The sequence below is a fragment of the Streptomyces sp. NPDC005151 genome, from assembly GCF_053599875.1.
The window spans coordinates 1-18612 of the sequence record NZ_JBSFYR010000119.1 but is presented as its reverse complement, the minus strand read 5'-3'; the positions used below and the strand labels follow the sequence as shown (position 1 = coordinate 18612).

Genomic DNA, 18612 nt, shown 5'->3' with positions numbered 1-18612 from the left:
GTTTCCCATCACCTCTATCCCCCTCCCGCCCGCTATTCCATTGTGGTCCGGGCCCCCCCTCCTCGGGGGCGCCCCCGCCCCTCATCCTTTGGCGGGGCCGCGACCCTTCTCGGCCGCCTCCTCGGGGAGGAGGCAGGGCCTGCCATGGGCCCGCCACAGTGGCGGACGCGCGGCCCAAGGCGGCGATGCTGGGGCCGCTGATCGGTGATGAGCGGCCGGCCACGATCGCCGACGCGCGGGCATTGATCGACCGGGTCGATGCCGCGCCGGCGCCCCTGTGCGAGCGCTATGCCGAGTTGGCCGGGGCCATAGGTCGCTGGGCACACCTGGTCGGGGGCAGCCGTCCTGGCCAGGTGTTTTCGCATATTCGGGCGGATGTCGAGCGGCCGGGCGTCTGCACGATTCGACATTCGTCGGGCTCGCGCTGGGATCATCCCGACGTTCAACCGATGACGGAGCTGTGCCGCGGGCCGTAAATTCTGCGTGAACCTGTCAATCCGGCAGAGGGGGCGAACAAAGTCTCGTGCACCGTGCCCTGTTGAACCTCTTGTCTGCCCGAGCACCGCCTTGAGGCTGGAAAGTGCCGTCCTCGTCCGGGTGATCCATTTTCTGGAAGCACGGTAGTGAGCATGTTCTTGACGTTTCGTCATCGTATTCGGAGCGGCGACGGCCATAGTGTCCGATTTCCTGTCGTTGACGGCTGCTCAGGCACGGACACTTGCTGGCCTCATCGTCGAAAACGGCCTCATGCAGCCCGTGTTCTCCTGTCAGGATGCGATTCGTGAGCACGCGCTCGTGGAATCTGCCTTGGACAATGGCGGCGACGGAAAGCCCGGTGTGGTCGCGGCCGGCATCATCCGGCCGAAAGAGACCGAGTGGGGCCTCGAGCTCCCCGTGATCATGGACTTCAGTCCGTACTGCAGCACGCTGGGCCGCGGAAACGAGTCGCGGTTGAAGAAGTGCGACTGAGCCGATATCTGCCTGATGAAGAATTCACGATTTGGGGTTGCATGCACCCCGTAGGAGAGCTGTACATGTCTCATCCCCCCTCTGCGCAACCAACCCGCCTCAGATCGGGTCCGGTTGCGTCAACCACGACGGTCATGTCACGTGCCCGGCGCACCCTCAAGGGCGCGGTCGCGGTCACTGTCGCGGCCCTGGTGCTTGGCGTCGGTCCGGCGCTGCCCGCGTCGGCGGCGAGCCAGGCCGAAGGCACGATCGAGAACGCGGGCGCACCCGGTGTTATCAAGGATCGGTACATCGTGATCCTGGGCAAGGGAGCCGACGCCGACTCGCGCAAGGGCAAGGCGCTGGCCGCCAAGTACGGTGCCAAGGTCAAGAGGACCTACAAAAAGGCGCTCAACGGCTACGCTGTCGAGCTGACGGAGAAGCAGGCCAAGCGGTTCGCCGCCGACCCGGCCGTGGAGTCCGTCGTGCAGGACCAGACCGTCAAGGCGACCGGCACTCAGCCCAACCCGCCCTCCTGGGGGCTGGACCGGGTCGACCAGCGAGCCCTGCCGCTCGACAAGAGCTACACCTACCCGGGTACGGCGGGCCGCGGAGTCACGGCCTACATCATCGACACCGGTGTGCGCATCAGCCACCAGGACTTCGGTGGCCGCGCCAGCTACGGGTACGACGCCGTGGACGGCGACAACATCGCCGCGGACGGCAACGGCCATGGCACGCACGTCGCCGGCACGGTCGCGGGCTCGTCGTACGGTATGGCCAAGGATGCCAAGATCGTCGCGGTACGCGTGCTCGACAACGCCGGCAACGGCACCACCTCCGGCGTCATCGCGGGCGTGGACTGGGTGACCGGCAACGCCGTCAAGCCCGCGGTGGCCAACATGAGCCTCGGCGGCGGTATCGACCCGGCGCTGGACACCGCTGTCCGCAACTCCATAGCCTCCGGGGTCACCTACGCCGTGGCGGCGGGCAACGAGAACGTCGATGCCGCCAACTCGTCCCCGGCCCGCGTGACCGAGGCCCTCACCGTCGGCTCCACCACCAGCGGCGACGCCCGCTCCGACTTCTCCAACTACGGCAGCACGGTGGACATCTTCGCGCCCGGGTCGTCCATCAAGTCGGCGTGGTACACCAGCGACACCGCCACCAACACCATCTCCGGCACCTCGATGGCGTCCCCGCACGTGGCCGGAGCAGCCGCGCTCTACCTGGCGGACAACCCCACCGCCACCCCATCGCAGGTCGCAGAGGCGCTGACCTCCTCAGCCACCACGGGAGTGGTGACCGACCCGGGCACCGGTTCCCCCAACCTGCTGATGAACGTCCCGTCCCGTCCCGAGCCGCGCGGCACTGTCGCGGGTACCGTCACCGACGGCACCGCTCCGCTGGCGGCGGCCAAGATCACCGTGGGTGACCTCACGGCGATGACGGACGGGCAGGGGCACTACACCCTGACTGCGCCACCGGGAACGTATGACGTCAGCGCGAGCAAGTTCGGGTACGCCGGCAAGACCGTTTCGGGTGTCACCATCGCCGATGGGCAGACGGTGACCGAGGACTTCGCGCTGACCGCGAAGCCGAGCGTCAACGTCACCGGCACGGTCCATGACGGTTCCGGTCACGGCTGGCCGCTGTATGCGACCGTGCGGGTCAAGGACGAGCCGACGGCGGTCGCCTACACCGACCCCAAGACGGGGAAGTACACCCTGAGTGTGCCTGTCTCCGACACCTACACCCTGCAGGTCGACTCGTTGTATCCCGGTTACAAGCGGGACTCTCAGGATGTGCAGGTGGGCTCGGCGGATGTGACGCATGACGTCAACGCGCCGGTCGACTGGAAGACCTGCAACGCGGCCGGATACGGCCTCCACTCGGACGGCACCACCGAGTCGTTCGACGGCACCACCGCACCGGCGGGCTGGACCGTCGACGACAAGGCCGGCAACGGCCAGACCTGGGTGTTCAACGACCCCGGCAGGCGCGGCAACAAGACCGGCGGGTCCGGCGGCTTCGCCATCATCGACAGCGCGCGATACGGTTCCGGAAGCGGGCAGGACAGCTCGCTGATCAGCCCGGTCATGGACTTCAGCCAGCGAACCCACCCGGCCCTGACCTTCCGCACCGACTACTACGGCTTCACGAGCCTGACCGGGGACGTCGATTTCAGCGTCGACGGCGGCCAGACCTGGACCACCGTCTGGCATCACACCAGCGACAGCGTTCGGGGGCCGCGGACCGAGGTCGTGGACCTGTCCCAGGCCGCCGGCAAGGCCAACGTCCAGGTACGGTTCCACTTCACCGCCGGCTTTGGGTGGTGGTGGCAGGTCGACGACGTGTTCCTCGGCGACCGCACGTGTGACCCGGCGCCGGGCGGCCTGGTCCTCGGCCAGGTGACCGACAAGAACACCGGGGCCGGGATCAACGGTGCCACGGTGACGTCGGTCGACAAGCCCGCGGAGAAGACGACCTCGGCGGCGACGCCGAACGACCCGAAGCTGGGCGACGGCTTCTACTGGATGTTCTCCTCGCTCAGCGGGGAGAACAGGTTCAACGCCACGGCGGGGAACTCCTACAGCGCACAGGACATCACCGTCGACGTGGCCCCGCACCAGGCATCGGACGGCACGTTCGCCCTGCCCGCACCCCGGATCGCGGTCCCGGCCCAGGTCAGCAAGACCGTCGACTGGCAGGGCCAGGGCAGCTCCGCCCTGACCTTGAAGAACACCGGAACCGCCCCGGTGACCGTCAAGCTCGGTAAGCAGCCTGGCGGCTACCAGCCCGCCGCGGCGCAGCAGGGTGCTCCGCTGCAGAAGGTGAAGGGAGACTACAGCCCCCTGCGATTCCGGTCCGGCAAGACCACGCAGACGGCGGTCGCCAAGCCCTCCGCGACGCCGTACGCGGCACCGTGGACGACGGTGGCCGACTACCCCGTACCGGTCATGGACAACGCCGCGGCGACCCTCGGCGGCAAGGTCTACTCGGTCGGCGGAACCGACGGCAAATCCACTTACAACAAGGCCTACGTCTACGACCCAGGCGCCCAGGCGTGGAGTGCCCTGCCGAACCTGAGCGTCGCCCGTTCGGCGCCGCAGGCGGTTGCCTATGGGGGCAAGCTCTACGTCTTCGGCGGCTGGGACACGTACGGGTGGCCGGTGGCCAAGACCGAGATCTACGACCCGGCGACCGGGGCCTGGTCCACCGGCGCCGAGCCCCCGAAGCCGTATGCCGGCGCCGCCGTGACCGTGCTGGGCGGCAAGATCTACATCGTCGGCGGCTGCACGTATGACACCTGTGGCAAGACGGACGTGCAGGTGTACGCCCCGGCGTCGGACTCCTGGAGTTCGGGCACGGCGTATCCGGAGCCGATCTCCTGGCTCGGCTGCGGCGCCATCGCGAACAAGCTGTACTGCGCGGGCGGGGCGACGGACATTGGCGACAGCAAGCACGCCTACAGCTACGACCCGTCGTCCCGCAGCTGGGCCGCCGTTGCCGATCTGCCGGTCGACCTGTGGGGGATGGGCTACTCGGCGGCAGACGGCAAGCTCCTCGTGTCCGGCGGCGTGACCAACGGCTCCATGGCGATCACCAACCAGGGCTTCGCCTACGACCCGGGTTCCGCTACCTGGACGGCGCTGCCCAACTCCAACAACGCTCTCTACCGCAGCGGCTCCGCCTGCGGCTTCTACAAGATCGGAGGATCCCCCGCAGGGTGGGACGCGGTGAAGCAATCCGAGCTGCTGCCCGGCTATGAGCAGTGCGGCGAAGTCCCCTGGCTCTCGGTGGACAAGACCGAGGTGACGATCCAGCCGGGTGACAGCGCTGACGTCAACGTGAGCTTCAACGCGGACATCGCCGAGATCACCCAGCCGGGCACGTTCACCGCGGAGCTCACGGTCAGCGCGAAGACCCCGTACGGGTCGATCCCGTCGGCCCCGGTGACGCTCACGGTGAACCCGCCCAAGACCTGGGGAAAGATCACCGGGACGGTCACCGGGGTCGGCTGCACCGGCACGTCGGCGCCACTGACCGGAGCGACCGTGCAGATCACCTCGAAGGCGGCGAGCTACACGCTGAGGACCGACCGGAACGGTAAGTACGTGCTCTGGCTCGACGTCAGCAACAACCCGCTCACGATGATCGCGGCCAAGGACGGCTGGGCGTCGAAGACCCAATCGGTCAGGATTAGGCAGGGCGAGGCGACCACGGTCGACTTCTCTCTCAAACCCGACCGCACCTGCACCTGATGTGACGCTCCGTGTGGGCCGGGCGTGGCCCCGGCCCGCACGGACAAGTAGCGGCCCCGCCACCGATCCGATGGCGGGGCTGTCACCCTTCTCGGCCGCCTCCCGGCCTCGACGACTCACCGGGCGGATACACGGCTTTGGCCTGGGCGGCGCCGGAGGCACTGCGACACAACGCGGGGGAGGAACGGGAGAAACACTGACTGTTGCCGCTGATGACGTCGAACCGTAGCCGTTTCGCTGGCGAAGCGACGTGGCGGAAGTCCACAGCGCAGGCAAGGTGTTGCAGGTGACCCCCTCGCCCGAGCTGAGCGGGAACGGCCTTCAGAGCTACGTGAGGCTGTGGTTCAGTCGGCAGGCCGGTAGCGGCCGGTGAACCGCGCGAGTTTCAGTCCGAGGTGCAGGCAGAGACGTTCATTGCCGTCTTTGAGGTTGGCGCCTGTCAACTGCTCAAAACGCTTAATACGGTCGTACAACGACGTACGATGCAGCTTCAGGCGTTCAGAGGTCGCGAGTACGTTCCCGGCGAGATCAAGGTAGGTCTCCAGCGTCTGAAGCAGAGGCAGCGCCTCTGGATTGCTGAAGAGCCGCTCGAGCCCGGGATGAAGCTCAAGCTCACCGAGGTCTTGACCGAACAATTGCGCGAGTACCCGGTAGATGCCGAGCTGGGACCATCGGGCAATCCGGCTGACGTCGGGCATGAAAGCAGCGATACGAGCGGCTTGGCCGGCCTCGAGATAGGAGCCACGTGCCTGCGCCAACTCCGACCGTGGCTGTCCGACGCCGATTACGGATGACGAAACCTGCTCGAGTCCGGATAACGCGGTCTGCAGGGCGTGGTCGAGGTGGGCCACGCAGCGGTTCACCGTTAGCTCGTCGACCTCCCCCTCCGTACCGAAGATGAGCAACCCGTCGCTGTAAGAGACAAGGTGGGCGGTGTGTCTTACGGGCAGCCAGTGGCGGGTGTTAACGAGCGCATGTTCGATGGCGAGTCGCACCTGGTCGTCCGGCTCGGTGTCGGGGGTCAGCACCGGCCGGGCCACCAGCACGACGACGCCGAGGGAGGGGTCGAAGTGCCCGCCGTCGACGAGGGTGCGCGCCGCATAGGCCTGGACATCGCTGTCACAAAGCAGCAGGTTCCTGATCGCCTCTGTTTCCCGGTTTGACGCGAGCTCGCCGGCCAGCACTTCACGATAGAGCGCGAGAGCGAAGCCTTGGGCGGCGGTTTCGGCCAGCGCGATCTGCTCCGAGCTCATCGACTCGTCGGCGTCGATGAGCCACAGATATCCCAGGAGAAGGTCGTGGTGCCGGATCGGTATGCATACCCGCGGCAGCATGCCGAGCGAGACGTTGTGGGGAATGCGGACCGGGTGTCGCGCCTTGGCGAGCTCGAACCGTCGCAGCCATGCCAGCACCTCGGCTGATACGCAGCGCTGCAGAATCGAAGCATGGCGGACCGCGTCGGGCAGCTCACTGTGCCGGCTGTAGACCACCAGTCGCTGCCGGCGGTCCTCGACGGTCGCCGGGCGTGACAGCTTGGTCGCCAGCGAGTCAAGGAGGTGCTGGAGATCGAGGTACATTGCAATCCTCCGGGGCGGTGCAGCCCGTGCTGGCCATCAAGCGCTCTGACGCTCGATGCCGCGAGCTTGGCAACACTTCCCACGCTTATCGAAATCCTCTGATCGGGCGTGATCATAAAAGCAACATCAACGGCGCGGTAGTCACGCCAGGAGCGTGGCGAGCGATATCACTGGCTGATGAAGCTATGTGGTTCTCCCGGGTCAGTTTCTGGTCAACGTGTAGTCGCTGCGCGGACTTTGCCCCGCAGCCCCCGCATCGCTCTGGCCGAGGGCCAACGCCGCAAGTAGAACGTGCCACGTCATTTCCACGATTCCGCCTTCCGGTGGTGGAATCCGAGAAGATCAAGCCCTGTTCAGCCCGAGTGAGGCAAACGATGCCGGACTTGCAGGGATGGAATCGCATTCCAGCCGTACCAGAACCTTTGCGGCCAAATCCCGGACCTGTTCAGCCCGTTCCTTGGTCGGCGACAGGGCCACGAAATCGTCGCAGTACCTCACCATGTTCCCGGCCGGCGCCCCTCGCCCTGCCACGCCTCATCGAGGAACTCGTCTGTGATGTCATCGCGATTCCTTTCAGGGGAATGGAGGAGATGACCCCCCGAGAGGGGAAAGCGCCTTTGCCGAAGGTCGCTCAGGTTGTACTTCGGCAAAGGCGGCTTGTGGGGTGTGATCGACACCGGTCGGGTCGGGGCAGGGAGCGGGCGCACGGGTTCGTCGTCGTGCTCCCGGACACCCAGCTCGGCCAGCAAACCTTGCGCGCGTGTCCAGGATGTCCGCAGAGCCCCGGTCTTGGCAGCTGAAGCAGGGTGTCGAGGGAGAACGCGCCATCGGTGAGCACGATGACTCGGCAGGCGAATACCAGTGCCTGGTCCTTGTGTGTGACCAGCAGCGCGGACAGCTGATGCTTCAGGCACAGATCGCGCAGGTTCTGGTCCTTTGTTGTGCCGCGTGAAACGTCGTCATCGAGATCTGGCCCGGCGCGAACTGGGAGTTCCGTGGGATCGAGACCCCACGGCGACCACCGCATCATGATGTCCTTCGCCGTCTCCTCCCTCTGCGCACCCGGGATCACCTACGACGACCCCGGGTGCGTGCGGCAGACGGTCCCCGGATTCCACGAGGCGCTCGCAGAGTTCCGGTCGGCGGCTCAGCGCTCGTAGACGCTGACGTCCCACAGCGCGATGCCGCGTCCCGTGTTCGACCGGCCGTCGCCGCTCAGGCGCACGTAGCGCCCTTCGGCGGCGAGGCCGCGCAACTCGTCCGCGCCGCCGTCCACGGTCGCCGCGGCGTACACGGTCGTCCAGGACGTACCGTCGTCCGACACCTCGACCCTGTACGACTTCGGGTACGAGGCGTCCCAGTTCAGGCGCACGCTGCCGATGGTGCGGCGTTCGCCCAGATCGATGCGAAGCCACTGGGAGTTGGACGCCTGGCTCTCCCAGCGGGTGGACGCGTCGCCGTCCACCGCGTAGGCGGCCGCCCGGCCCGCCGAGATCTGCCCGGAGGCGGTCACCGGGCGGTTCAGCGCCAGGTCGGGCAGCCCGATGTTCAGCACCCGGGACAGGAAGCTGTCCGCCGTACCGCCGGTGAGCTGCTGCGGGATCGCCGCCAGAGCGGCCCGTTGCTCGCGCAGCACGTCCGCGAGACGCGCGACCTCCGCCGTGTCGCCCGCCGCGTCCGCCCGCAGCAGCTCCACCGCGGTCCGGCCGGCCTCCCCGTACGCGCCGAGCTTCTCCAGCCACGGTCCGGCCTGCGCGGCGAACGCCGGGTCGCCCATGTCGCGCTCGATCCGGCCGGGAGCGTCCGCCAACTCGCCGAAGTACTCGTCCAGTTCGGCCAGTGCGTCCGCGTCGCCGGGCTTCTCCCACACAGCCGCCACCAGAGCCTTCAGCCGCCCCGCGTCCGCCGTCGACGTCAGCGGCCCGCTCCGCGAGTTCTCCGCGAACATCTTCAGCGCCGGGTACGCCTTCCCGCCCAGCTCGCGCAGCGCCCGGTCCCAGGACGCCTCCGGGTCGTACGCGGCCGTGTTCCAGGTGAAGTCCGCCGCCGTGAACAGGGCGATCAGGGACGGCGCGTGCTGGTTCATCTGGTTCGTGGTGATGCCCTCGACCGTGTCGGTCAGCGCCGGGTCGCGGTCGGTCAGCGGGCCCAGGTGGAGGCGGTTGGGCGCGTAGTCGTTCACGGGGTAGTTGTCGAAGATCAGCATGTTGCGGTTGCCGTACGCCGCCTTCGCCGCAGTCGCCTGCGCGTTGGTGATCTGCGGGGAGACCACCTCCGGGCCGGTCCAGTAGATCGAGGTGTCCTTCTCCACCAGCTCGTTGTAGCGCTTCTTGTACGAGGACGGCGTCGCGTTCCAGTACTCGGTGGGGATGGTGATCAGTCGGCTGTCCGGGTGGGACCTGATGAAGTTTGTGTACACGTGGTTCGTGACGTATGCCTGGGCCGCCGCCTTCGGGTTCACGTCGCCGCCGAACTTCGCGCGGTCCGCCGCACAGCTGATCGGGTTGGAGACGTCGTCCCAGCCGAGCGAGAGATCGCGGACGCCGAGGTCGTACAGTTGCTGGAAGCGGGCGAGGACGAGCTTCAGCTCCTCGGGATCCGCGTGGCAGATGCCGTATCCGGGGGCGGTCGGCGCCTCCGGGCCGAGCCGGTAGATGAAGCTGATGTGCCGCTTCTTCGCCTCCGCGACGATCGTCCGCAGCTCCTCCAGCCGCGCACCGCTGTACGGCTCGCGCCACTGCTGCGCCGCGTTGTGCGGATCGCCGATGCGCGGGTGGTAGAGGAACGTGTTCTGCTTGTGCGCGCCGAGAAAGCGGATCTCGCGCAGCTCGTCCTCGTACGACCACTTCGCGCCGTAGAAGGACTCCTGGCCGCCGCGGGTCGCGAAGTCCGGCCAGTCGCGGACGGTGGCGGAGACGACCTTGCGGCCCGTGAACAGCTGCCGGAAGGTTTCGGCGGCGTAGTACGTGCCGGCGTCGTCCACGCCGTCCAGGACGGTGCGGCCCCGGGAGACGGAGACGACATACCCTCCCGGCTTCAGGCCCTCGGCGGCGGGCGACGTGGGACGCGTGCCGACGTACACCGGGTACGCACCCGGGCGGGCCGCCGATGCCTGGGTGACCTCGTGCACGCCGGCCGCCCGCAGCGCCTCGGCCACGGTCGCCACGGCCTGCGGATCGCTCTCCCCGTCGCGCACCACCACGGCGCGCCGCGGCACCGGGAACTCCTTCCCGTACGAAATCTCGTGCGGGACGGGTGAGACGGCCGGTGTGCGGTCACCGCCCCTGTGCGCCGGCTCTGCCGCACCAGCCGACGGCGCCGCCAGCAACCCCGCGGCCAGCCCGGCCACCGCTGCGCCCAGCGCCGCCGCGCGCGCAGTGCGTATCCTCGCAACAGTGTCGAGCCCGTACAAGATGCCCCTCCGCTTGAACCGTGGGGAGGAGGAACTCGTCTGTGATGTCATCGCGATTCCTTTCAGGGGAATGGAGGAAATGACCCCGTGGGAGGGGGTGGTGCCTTCGCCGAAGGTTGCTCAGGTTGCACTTCGGCAAAGGCGGCTTGTGGGGTGTGATCGACACCGGTCGGGTCGGGGCAGGGAGTGGGCGCACCGTTTCGTCGTCGTGCTCCCGGACACCCAGCTCGGCAGTAGCCTGTGCATCTTGGTCCGGGTCAGCGGGGCACGGGCCTCGAACGGTTCGTCCAGTAGCAGCGCAGGCTCCCACGCAAGGGCGCAAGTCAGATCCGTACGTTGCGTCTCGCCGCCGGACAGGGTGCCCGGCCACGCCTTGTCTTTGCTGGACAACGCCACGGCGGCCAGGGCGTTGCACCCAAGTGCGGCTGCAGCCACACGGTATGGGAGGCCCAGGATCACCTTGTCGAGCCACTGCGCCCACGGCAGCAGTCGCGCATGCTGGAAGACCACGGCACGCTGGTCGGGGACTCCGACGCTCCCCGAGGCGCCGACGCCGGAGTCTAGGCGGGCCGCGGCCCGCATCAATGTGGACTTGCCCGAGCCGGAGTGGCCGAGCAGCGCGACGGAATCCCCACGCGCGATATCCAGATTCACGCTCTCAAGCACGTTGCGGCCGCTGAAGATGCGGGTCAGTCCGCGGATTCGCACCACGGGGGTCAGCTCAGCGTCGTACGCCATCTCAGGGCCTTCCTTCCAGGTAGCGAACCACGCTGTCGGATGCCAGCCCGAGCAGCCTGCGGATCACCAGGCCAGCTCATCGGCGGCCCCCTGAAGCTCGGCGATCGCCACGGAATACGTCGGAATCGACGGCCTGCCATTGTTGGTGATGACGGCCTCACCGACCGCCTGCGGGAGCTTCTGAGGCCTCCACGTAGGAGGACTGGACCCAGACTTCCCGGTGGATCGCGAGCCACTGCTCGGCCTCGGCGAACCGAATGCTGAGATTCCGCAGGGCAGCTAGTTTCGCCGGGTCTGCGACTGCGACGTCCGGCGCAATCTGCAACTGCCGGGACGGCGGCCGGCAGCGGTGCCGATCCGGCGGGCCTCACGGCCTGCGGCGAGGCCGGCTTGTTGTAGCTGGACAGTGTCACGGTCGCCAAGGACACGGCCACAGCGACAGTGAGGCCTGGGACGGAGCGGATGTTCATGAGGTACTCCTCGGTACCACCAGCGGCTTGGGTGCGGGAGCGTCGGAAGGCGACATACAGGGGCCCCGTGAGCAGCGCCATCCTGCAGACACCGGCATGTGGCGTCAACCACTCTGGTGAAAATTTCTTTCATGGTCTCCGTTGATCCTTCGATTCTGAATGCCTCAGCGCCACGGGAAGGTCCATCAAAGACCCTGGTAGAGAAGCTGCTCTCACAACTTCGATGAAAAAAATTTCACCTTGGGGTCGTTTGGTGGTCGTGGAGGGGGTAGTGTCGCGACACTGGCGGAGCAGCGTGCGCCGCCCCCTCCGGCGCATGCGTCGATGTCGACTGCCGGGGCACGATCTGTGAAACGCCGGTTGCCTGACGGGTACACACGCTGACACGAGGAGCCGAACCGTCGTGACCGAGACCGTGGTTGGCCGCATCCGGTCGATCAAGGACAGCCTGTCCAGGGCCGAGTCCGCGATCGCCGATCTGATCCTTGCCGATCCCGGCGCGGCCGCGGAGAGCACCATCTCAGACCTCGCGCAGGCGGCCGGAACCTCGATCGCGACCGTCCACCGGTTCTGCCGCACTCTGGAGCTGCGCGGTTACGCGCAGCTGCGCCTCGGCCTGGCCGCCGATGCCGAGGCGGCGCGGGCGGACAGCCGCGCCCACGTCGACCTCGGCAGTGACATCGGGCCGGACGACAGCCTCGACCAGGTCGTGAAGAAGATCGGCCTGGCGAACGCCCGAGCCGCCGAGGAGACCGCCGCGCTGATCGACGTCGACGTCCTGCGGGGTGTCGCGGACCTTGTCCAACGCGCCCGGCGGATCGATCTGTTCAGCGTCGGTTCCAGCGCGATCGCCGCACAGGACGCGGAGTACAAGCTGCTGCGGCTCGGTTTCTCGGCGAAGTTCTGGCCAGACGTGCACGCCGCCTTGATGAGCGCAGCGGTTCTGCGTAATGGCGACCTGGCTGTGGCGTTGAGCCATTCCGGCCGGCCCCGCGAGGTCGCCGACGTGCTGGCCGCGGCTAGGGCCGACGGCGCCGGCACCGTCCTGATCACCAGCAACCCCCGCTGCCCGGCGGCCCAGCACGCCGACCACGTCCTGCTGACCTCGGCCCGCGAGACGACCTTCCGCAGCGGCGGCACCGCCTCGCGCACCGCGCTGCTGACCGTCGTCGACTGCCTGTACGTAACCCTGGCCCAGAGGTCCTACGAGCAGACCCTCGCAGACATGGAGCGAGCCCATGATGCTGTCCGCAGCCGCACCATCGGACGCCCGCGACCCGTGAACTGACAGATCACCGACATCCCCCATCACACGAGCAGTACCCCGCACAGACACCGACTGCTGGAGGCTGAATGTCCACGGCGCACGACCTCGCCCCCCTACCTCGAACCGAACAGCGCAACGCCGCAAGCCTGGAGCTGGACCGCCTGGACACCGCCGCGATCCTGAGACTGATCAATGATCAGGACGCGACAGTGCCCGGTGTCGTTCGGGCCGCGCTGCCGGCGCTGACCGAACTGGTCGGCGCCGCGCTGGACGTGCTCGACCGGGGCGGGCGGGTGCACTACTTCGGTGCCGGGGCGTCGGGGCGCACCGCCCTGGGCGACGCCCTCGAACTGGGCCCGACCTACGGCGTCGGACCCGAGATCGTGTGCGCGCACCTGGCCGGCGGTTCCGACGCTGCTGCTTCGGCCCGGGAGCACGTCGAGGACCACCGGGAGACCGGGCTGGCCGATGCCGCCGACGTCACTTCCGCCGACCTGGTCATCGGGGTGACCGCCAGCGGTCGCACGCCCTACGTGTCCGGGGCGTTCGAGAAGGCCCGCGCGGCGGGCGCGGCCACTGCCCTGCTGTCCTGCGTACCCGAGGACGTGTCGGGCGAGAAGGTGGACGTGTTCGTGTTCCTGGATACCGGGGCTGAAGTCGTCACCGGCTCGACGCGCATGAAAGCCGGCACCGCCCAGAAGCTCGCCCTGAACTCCTTCTCGACCACCCTCATGGTGAAGTCCGGCCGTACCTGGTCCAACCTGATGGTCGCTGCCTCGGCCCGCAACGACAAACTGCGCCGCAGGGCGGTACGGACTCTGATGGCCGCCTGCCAGGTCTCCGAGGCCGAAGCGGTCGCCAGCCTGGCCGAAGCCGACGGGGAGACGCCGACCGCCCTGGTCGCCCTCGCGGCCGGAGTCTCTCCCGATGTTGCGCGCGGAGCGCTGGCCGAACACAACGGCCAGCCCTGGGCGGCCCTCCGGCACCTGGCCGGAACGCCCCTCCGGCAGCGCGATGGAGCGCCCCGGTGACCGCCCTGTTCCTCGGCCTGGATGTCGGCGGCAGCAGGACCCGCGCCGTGCTGGTCGACGCAGACGGCCGCGAGGTGGGAAGGTCCACGCACCCAGGTGCCAACGCCGCTGTCAACGGCCCGTCAGTGGTCGCGGCGCGCCTGGTCGATGCAATCAGCGCGGCGCTGACCGACGCCGAACGACGCTCAGCCCCCGATGCCGAGCGACGGTCCGCCGACATCGCAGGGTGTGTCATCGGGCTGTCGGGCTACCGCGCACTGGAGGAATCCGAGCGCGCACACATCGCCGACGCCTGCCGCGAAGCCTCGGCACCGCACTGCCCAGTAACTCTGCTGCCCGACGCTGTCATCGCCTTCGCCTCGGGAACAGCAAAGCCCACAGGTAGCGTCCTGATCGCCGGCACCGGTGCCATCGCCTGCCGCATCGACGGCCATCGGGTGGCTGCGACCGCCGGCGGCCTGGGCTGGCTGCTCGGCGACGAGGGCGGCGGATTCTGGCTCGGCAAGGAGGCAATCCGCCGCACCGCCGAATCCCTGCGACGGGGAACATCGGCAGGACCGCTGGCCGAGGCCGTGTTCGCGGCCGCCAGTCTGAAGGAACACAGCGTCGAGGCCCTGCTGCGCTGGACCTACGAGCGGCCGCCGCAGCACCTGGCCGCCCTTGCGCCGCTGCTCGGACCAGCCGCCGAAGCCGGAGACCCACTCGCCATGCAACTGATCGCCGACGCCGCCCGGGCCTTGGCCGACCTCGTGGCCTCGGTCGCAATCGCCGGTGAACCCGTCGTCCTGGCCGGATCGGTCGCCACCCGCTCCGCCACAGTGCATGACCTGCTCGTGGCCGAGATCGGTGTGACAAGGGAGGTCCTATCAGGGACCGATGCGGCACTGGCCGCAGCCCACCTCGCACTTGTGAGGGGCCCTGCGCTTCTCGGACAGCGGTGTTGAGGGCATTGTCACGTTGGCTGACCAGCGTGGGATGATCTTGTGGTTGATCGTGCCGGGGAGGGATTCGCTCGTGTCGTCCGCGCCGCCGTCGTACAAGGGGCAGCGGTACCCGGTCGAGGTCATCTCCCATTGCGTGTGGCTGTACTTCCGCTTCCCGCTCAGCTTCCGCGAGGTCGAGGAGCTGATGCTTCAGCGGGGCGTCATCGTCTCTTACGAGACCATCCGCCGCTGGTCCGCCAAGTTCGGCCAGGCCTACGCGAACGGACTGCGCCGCCGCCGGCCCCGCCCGGGGACAAGTGGCACCTGGACGAGGTCTTCGTGAAGATCAACGGGGAGCAGAAGTACCTGTGGCGGGCCGTCGACCAGGACGGCAACGTGCTCGACATCCTCCTGCAGAGCCGCCGGGACAAGGCCGCCGCCAGACACTTCTTCCGCCGCCTGATGCAGAAGACCCGGGCGGTGCCCAGGGTGATCGTCACCGACAAGCTCCGTTCCTACGGCGCCGCCCACCGCGAGGTCATGCCCTCGGTCGAGCACCGCTCACACAAGGGCCTCAACAACCGGGCCGAGAACAGCCACCAGCCCACCCGCCAGCGCGAACGCGCAATGAAAGGCTTCCGCAGCACCGGTGGAGCACAGCGGTTTCTGTCCGCCTTCAGCGGCATCTCACCCCACTTCCGGCCCCGCCGCCACCTGATGACAGCCCCCGACCACCGAGCCGAGATGACCGTCCGCTTCGCCATCTGGGACCAAATCACCGGTGCTACCGCCCTGCCCACCGCAGCGTGACCCAGGCCCCCGCCCGACCCCCTCCACGCCCTGACGCACCCTCAATCGATCAACATCCCACCAACGTGACAACGCCCCTCATCGGCCTGAACACCCGACGGCGCACGGTCCGTTTCACCACCGGCTGGACCATCACCGACACCGACGAGCAGGCCATCGCCCGCCTGCCCGAGACTGCCTGGGAGGTCTCCCTGAACCAGGACGGCACCCTCCAGGAGGACTACGAGGTCGCGGAGTTGAGCGGCCTGAGTAAGCGCGAGGGCTGGGACAAGGGACTGAGACTGATCGTCCGCCGGGTCAAGCCCTCCAGCCGCCACCTCGCGAACCTGACCGACTTCGAGAAGAAGACCGGTTTCAAGTACTCGGTCATCGCCACCAACATCCGCAAGATGACCCGGATCCCCGGTTCCCACCAGGCCCAGTGGCTGGACGCTCTGCACCGGCACCACGCGGTCGTCGAAGACCGGGTACGCACGAACAAAGCGATGGGCCTGCACAACCTGCCCTCGAAATCCTTCACCACGAACCAGGGCTGGATGCTCGCCGCGAACCTCGCCGCCGACCTCGACGCCTGGCTCCGCCTCCTGGCACTGCACGACCAGGACGAGCTCGCCGACGCCGAACCCGACACCATGCGGTTCCGGATCTACCACCTGCCCGCCCGCCTCGCCGCCCACGCCCGCCGCAAGCACCTCCGCCTCGCCCCCGACTGGCCCTGGGCAGCCGCCTTCGTTCTGGCCTGGCAGCGCCTGACCGGCCTGACCGCCGTCACCTGACGACCAGGCCCCGCCCCGACGAAGACCAGGAAGGAGAGCCCCGCACCACCCCGGGACCGTGGAACCCGGCGCAGCCGCAGCGACACGCGACGGCCCACCCCGAACAACACGGGGACAATACGGGCGAACCGTTGAGCCGATCAGCGAGCAACCCCCGCTGACGAATCGAGGATAGCGCGAGCCTAGAAGATCAAGGCCCCAACGTCGTGCTTACGGGGCCATGATCACTCGCGCCAAAGTCGCTCCACCGACCTACAGTGAGCACGCCAGCTGTGATCCAGCCTGGGACAGCTCACGGGTATGCCATCATCAGATTTTCTGGCTCACCGCTTGCAGCTGGGCAATCACGTGCTCACGCAGCGAATCCTTGTCCCGAATTACGGCTGCCCGGTCTTCCGCGCTCAGCTCTGCGTAGCCGAACTCGTCGATTGAGTCGGCACAGTTTCCCCCGCATCCATTCCCGCAGCCAGAGCCGGCGGCCTCCATAACGGAGTCCGCGTTGAGACGCCCCAATACGGCCTTCAGTTGTGACACCGGGATTTCCCGAACGATCGCGTCCGCGAACTTTTCCGCTGCTTGATTGTTGGGCATTGCCTGCTCCTCCACTAGAGTTGCGAATCGATGGGTCAGGCCTACCTGACTGATACAGACTCGGTCGGCCGGTCTTGCTGATCGAGGTAGGCGATGCCGAGGACTACTTCCTCTGCAATCGCCTCCATAATTGGTTCCATCGTTCGATCAGCCAGAGAACTGCTCGTGATGTACTCACCCGCTACACAGCCGGAGTTCAACGGCGCGAACCACTTCTCAGTTCCCACCGGAGATGTTCCAAACTCGCTGAAGTAACGGCCCAGGACCGCAGCCGTGCCTGGGAGTGGTAGGTCGTCAGTGAGTAGGTTCCCCAAACGAAACCGTGGATCCCCGATGAACATGAAGCACGGATAGGCCGACCCATCTACAGCAACCGAGAGCTGATTGAAGAAAGCAGGACAGTATGTTGTACTTGGCCTGCGTGCCAGCACTTTTCGCACCATCTCATCCGCAAATGAGAGCCGTGGTCCAGTTCCGCGACTAACGTTCTTCATGGTGTACCGTGCAGCCTCCCGGTACACACCTGAGAGCACGTCTGCCGAGAGATGCTCCTTTCCGAGCTCCTGCACAGTTGTGCCGCGGAAAATCAACTGCCCCGGACCCTGACTCTTATCACGCTGCTTCGGCAGGAAGGCGGGAGCAATGTGGAAAGTTCTCTGCCCCGTCATTTCGTGGAAGAAATCCAGAAGGTTCACGACAGAGATGTCCGAGGCGAGATGTTGGGAGTTGTAGGTGCACTCTAGGTCGTAGGTGATACCGGCATCGTCGAAGCGAGACAGAGAGACGGCGATCTTGTCGAAACTGGAACCGTTCCTCTTCCCATTACCAGTTGGCCTGTTCTTATCGTGGATGAGACGGGGGCCATCGTGGCTGACGGTAAGGTCGATCCGCCAGCGGCTCAATACATCGAGCACGTCAGGTGCTGATAGCGTTCCGTTGGTCGTCGCGACGAACTTTGGAAGTTCGGCGATCTTCCCTTCCTGCACGGCCTGACTGAATGCCGCACAAACGGCGTCAATACACCGCACATTCATCAGCGGCTCACCACCGAAGAACTGAACGCTGCCAACACTGTTATATGCCTCAAGTACTCGACTTACGAGCGCAGTTGCCGCGTCGGGCGCCATAAATGACTTTGGTGCATGATAGAGCCCCTTGTCTGCATAACAGTATGAGCACCAAAGGTTGCATGCGTTGCTGACGTTGATAGTCAAACGGCGAATCGAAGGCTGCACGCCCGATTCGCGCACCTTTGCGGGCTCACAGAGCAGGGGTAGCAGGACGCGGCGATCGTTCAGATCGAAAGGATCATCAGCAGGTCGAGTTGCTTGGTCATTCGCGGTCTTGATGTTGAGCCGCATACCGACCAAGTTTGCTGCCTCACTCAGCGACATCTGCGCCGGAAGGTCGAGACGGAGAGTCGCCATAGTGGAAGAGACAAATGCCGCAGCAGCCCGCTCACTATCCCGGAGCAGAATTCCGTAAGGCGTCACCAAGCGCTCTGTCACAATACTTCCTTTACCGATAGTCAGCCACTAGCGTTTCGCCGCTATGTCCAACATAGCCAGATCCAAGAGCGTGCAAAACATTTTTAGGCCGAGTGGAGTAATCCAGTGCCTGCCCCCAGGCGTTGGCCTTCGTTGTCCTGGTCCTTGTCCAGTGCGCCGATGGCCGTTGGCGTTCACCGCTGTACGCGTACCCCGTCTGAGCGTAAGCATTCAGAAGGAATGCGGCTGATCGGTGACGGTATGTGAGGCTGGCTGGTCAGGCCGCTTGCTCGATGGGGGGCATCCAGAGGTTGCCG

13 protein-coding genes and 1 pseudogene are annotated in these 18612 nt (G+C 66.8%); 9 read left to right on the top strand and 5 right to left on the bottom strand.

Translation table 11 applies throughout. The annotated features are described in order from the left end of the window. The first annotated feature begins 158 nt into the window (after positions 1 to 158). The 3 genes from ACWD6R_RS35980 to ACWD6R_RS35970 all read left to right on the top strand — a co-directional run bounded on the left by ACWD6R_RS35980 (position 159) and on the right by ACWD6R_RS35970 (position 5213). Positions 159 to 476, top strand: a complete 318-nt coding sequence (locus ACWD6R_RS35980) for a hypothetical protein (RefSeq protein WP_451822592.1) — start codon at positions 159 to 161, stop codon at positions 474 to 476. 199 nt (positions 477 to 675) lie between these two features. Beyond that, entirely contained in the window at positions 676 to 969 is a 294-nt protein-coding gene (locus ACWD6R_RS35975; protein ID WP_451822591.1) for a hypothetical protein, read from the top strand. 134 nt (positions 970 to 1103) lie between these two features. After that, positions 1104 to 5213, top strand: a complete 4110-nt coding sequence (locus tag ACWD6R_RS35970) for a S8 family serine peptidase (RefSeq protein ID WP_451822590.1) — start codon at positions 1104 to 1106, stop codon at positions 5211 to 5213. 344 nt (positions 5214 to 5557) lie between these two features. Here the strand turns inward: ACWD6R_RS35970 and ACWD6R_RS35965 are convergent, their stop codons facing one another. Beyond that, the gene (locus ACWD6R_RS35965; protein ID WP_451822589.1) at positions 5558 to 6790 is read right to left on the bottom strand and encodes a PucR family transcriptional regulator; all 1233 of its coding nucleotides are present in this window, start codon (positions 6788 to 6790) and stop codon (positions 5558 to 5560) included. A 995-nt stretch (positions 6791 to 7785) separates the two neighbouring features. Between ACWD6R_RS35965 and ACWD6R_RS35960 the strand changes: the two genes are divergently transcribed. Further along, a complete protein-coding gene (locus tag ACWD6R_RS35960; RefSeq protein ID WP_451822588.1) occupies positions 7786 to 7950 on the top strand; it encodes a hypothetical protein in 165 nt (54 codons plus the stop codon). On the opposite strand, the gene ACWD6R_RS35955 is transcribed toward ACWD6R_RS35960, so the two are convergent. Together ACWD6R_RS35955 and ACWD6R_RS35950 are read right to left on the bottom strand one after the other, a co-directional pair. Next, positions 7938 to 10253 carry a beta-N-acetylglucosaminidase domain-containing protein gene (locus ACWD6R_RS35955; protein ID WP_451822587.1) on the bottom strand — a complete coding sequence of 772 codons (2316 nt, stop codon included), beginning with the start codon at positions 10251 to 10253 and terminating at the stop codon, positions 7938 to 7940. The genes ACWD6R_RS35960 and ACWD6R_RS35955 overlap by 13 nt on opposite strands. A 69-nt stretch (positions 10254 to 10322) precedes the next feature. Further along, positions 10323 to 10940 carry an ATP-binding cassette domain-containing protein gene (locus ACWD6R_RS35950; protein ID WP_451822586.1) on the bottom strand — a complete coding sequence of 206 codons (618 nt, stop codon included), beginning with the start codon at positions 10938 to 10940 and terminating at the stop codon, positions 10323 to 10325. Positions 10941 to 11813: 873 nt separating this feature from the next. Here ACWD6R_RS35950 and ACWD6R_RS35945 point away from each other — a divergent pair. The 5 genes and pseudogenes from ACWD6R_RS35945 to ACWD6R_RS35925 all read left to right on the top strand — a co-directional run bounded on the left by ACWD6R_RS35945 (position 11814) and on the right by ACWD6R_RS35925 (position 16217). Then, a complete protein-coding gene (locus tag ACWD6R_RS35945; RefSeq protein ID WP_451822585.1) occupies positions 11814 to 12698 on the top strand; it encodes a MurR/RpiR family transcriptional regulator in 885 nt (294 codons plus the stop codon). A gap of 65 nt (positions 12699 to 12763) precedes the next feature. After that, complete coding sequence (locus ACWD6R_RS35940) at positions 12764 to 13708, top strand: N-acetylmuramic acid 6-phosphate etherase (protein ID WP_451822584.1); 945 nt, start codon at positions 12764 to 12766, stop codon at positions 13706 to 13708. Continuing rightward, the gene (locus tag ACWD6R_RS35935; RefSeq protein WP_451822583.1) at positions 13705 to 14652 is read left to right on the top strand and encodes an N-acetylglucosamine kinase; all 948 of its coding nucleotides are present in this window, start codon (positions 13705 to 13707) and stop codon (positions 14650 to 14652) included. Before ACWD6R_RS35940 ends, ACWD6R_RS35935 begins: the two co-directional genes overlap by 4 nt. 31 nt (positions 14653 to 14683) lie before the next feature. After that, a pseudogene (locus ACWD6R_RS35930) lies at positions 14684 to 15441 on the top strand (IS6 family transposase). Positions 15442 to 15506: 65 nt separating this feature from the next. Then, positions 15507 to 16217: a transposase gene (locus ACWD6R_RS35925; protein WP_451822582.1), complete on the top strand. Its 711-nt coding sequence runs from the start codon at positions 15507 to 15509 to the stop codon at positions 16215 to 16217. Between the two features lie 309 nt (positions 16218 to 16526). Here ACWD6R_RS35925 and ACWD6R_RS35920 read toward each other — a convergent pair whose 3' ends face one another. Together ACWD6R_RS35920 and ACWD6R_RS35915 are read right to left on the bottom strand one after the other, a co-directional pair. Then, complete coding sequence (locus ACWD6R_RS35920) at positions 16527 to 16808, bottom strand: hypothetical protein (RefSeq protein WP_451822581.1); 282 nt, start codon at positions 16806 to 16808, stop codon at positions 16527 to 16529. 41 nt (positions 16809 to 16849) lie between these two features. After that, a complete protein-coding gene (locus ACWD6R_RS35915) occupies positions 16850 to 18316 on the bottom strand; it encodes a radical SAM protein (protein ID WP_451822580.1) in 1467 nt (488 codons plus the stop codon). Between the last annotated feature and the right edge of the window lie 296 nt (positions 18317 to 18612).

Excerpts from the sequence above, each read along its gene's own strand:
- ACWD6R_RS35970 (WP_451822590.1), top strand. The coding sequence starts at position 1,104 with ATGTCACGTGCCCGGCGCACCCTCAAGGGCGCGGTCGCGGTCACTGTC.
- ACWD6R_RS35965 (WP_451822589.1), bottom strand. The coding sequence starts at position 6,790 with ATGTACCTCGATCTCCAGCACCTCCTTGACTCGCTGGCGACCAAGCTG.
- ACWD6R_RS35955 (WP_451822587.1), bottom strand. The coding sequence starts at position 10,253 with ATGACATCACAGACGAGTTCCTCCTCCCCACGGTTCAAGCGGAGGGGC.
- ACWD6R_RS35950 (WP_451822586.1), bottom strand. The coding sequence starts at position 10,940 with ATGGCGTACGACGCTGAGCTGACCCCCGTGGTGCGAATCCGCGGACTG.
- ACWD6R_RS35940 (WP_451822584.1), top strand. The coding sequence starts at position 12,764 with ATGTCCACGGCGCACGACCTCGCCCCCCTACCTCGAACCGAACAGCGC.
- ACWD6R_RS35920 (WP_451822581.1), bottom strand. The coding sequence starts at position 16,808 with ATGCCCAACAATCAAGCAGCGGAAAAGTTCGCGGACGCGATCGTTCGG.